General features: G+C 64.4%; 1 protein-coding gene. It reads right to left on the bottom strand.

Annotation, left to right across the window (positions count from 1 at the left end; translation table 11 throughout):
• Positions 1-61: 61 nt before the first annotated feature.
• Positions 62-1,189 carry an integrase core domain-containing protein gene (locus tag ACQR1L_RS35085; RefSeq protein WP_434862474.1) on the bottom strand — a complete coding sequence of 376 codons (1,128 nt, stop codon included), beginning with the start codon at positions 1,187-1,189 and terminating at the stop codon, positions 62-64.
• Positions 1,190-1,368: the final 179 nt, after the last annotated feature.

Genomic DNA, 1,368 nt, shown 5'->3' with positions numbered 1-1,368 from the left:
GTGTGTCCGACCGGGCTGATCCCTGACATTTTAGACCGGGCTGATTCCTGACAATATTCCATCATTGGTGGGATGTCTCCGCCGTTTCCTGCGCGACGCGGAGCCGCGCACGCGGCGGAGCAAAGCGCAGGAAACGGCGGTCGCGATCGATAATCCCGAGGTCGCGGGCCGAGAAGCGGACAATGTGGCCGCCGGTCTCGTGCTTGGTAAGGCCGATGAGTTCGCCAGCGAGCGCCTCGCCGACGAAGACGAACTCACCGCGCCATTTGATGACGCCGTTGGGACGCACGCGGCGGACTTGGTGATCGGCGTCGTACCAGGGGTCATCGAGGCGGCTCGGCATGGAGCGCTGTGGCGAGCGCCAGAGCTTGATGGGTGCCACTTGGCCGAGCGCCTCGTGCGGCCGCTCCTCGTTGAAATGGCGCCGAAAGGCGTCGAAGCGACGCTGCTGCTCGGCAGCGGTGCCTGCCGGCGGCTTCGATGTCTCGGCCTTCAGCGTACGATGCATGCGCTCGTGCCGGCCGTTGTCCTGCGGGCTGGATGGTGGGATGTAGCGCGGCTCGATGCCGAGCTTGAGCCACCAGACCGAGAGCGTCGAGAGGCCGCCGGCGCCCGTCGATCCGAACGGTACGCCATTGTCGGAGCGGATCGCGCGCGGAAGTCCGATCTCCTTGAAAACAAGCTCCATCGCGTTCTTCACACCGGTCGCGGTCGGATCAACAATGCGCACCTCGATCAGGTAACGGCTCGCCGCGTCGGTGATTGTCAGTGGATCACAGCGTGTTCCATCCCGGGTGCGAAACCAGCCCTTGAAGTCGATCGCCCATTCGTCATTGGGACCTTCCGCCGGCGTCACCAGTTCGCCTTGCGCAATCGCCCGACGCCGGCGCGGTCGCGCTTGGACCAAGCCTTCGCGCTTGAGAATGTCGCCGATCGTCGAGGCCGCCGGCCAGCCGACCTGGGGCCGCTCGGACCCCAGCCAGGCCTTGATCTTCTTCGGGCCAAAATGCGGAAACCGTTGCCGGGCTGCGATGATCTGCTGGACCAGCCGGTCCTCTGTCGCATGCGGACAGTTCTGCACCGCATGGCTCTTCTCCTCGAACCACTGCGGATCCCCGCTCGCGCGGCGGCGCTCCCATACGTAGAACGTCTCCCGGCTGACGCCGTGCCGCGCACACAGCTCCGTCACCGTAAAGACCCCCGTGTCGTACTCCCGAAACAACCCAATACGCTGCTCCACAGGACTGCTCTCCCTGAAAGGCATCGTCCGATTCTCCTTCGAATCAGACGAAATTGGCCTGTCAGGAATCAACCCGGTCTAAAACGTCAGGAATCAGCCCGGTTCATACCGTGGCTGCCCCTCACCCC

It is taken from the genome of Bradyrhizobium sp. HKCCYLR20261 (assembly GCF_051168435.1).
GTDB lineage: Bacteria > Pseudomonadota > Alphaproteobacteria > Rhizobiales > Xanthobacteraceae > Bradyrhizobium.
Note: the sequence above shows the minus strand (reverse complement) of the source record. Positions and strands in the feature narration are given on the sequence as shown.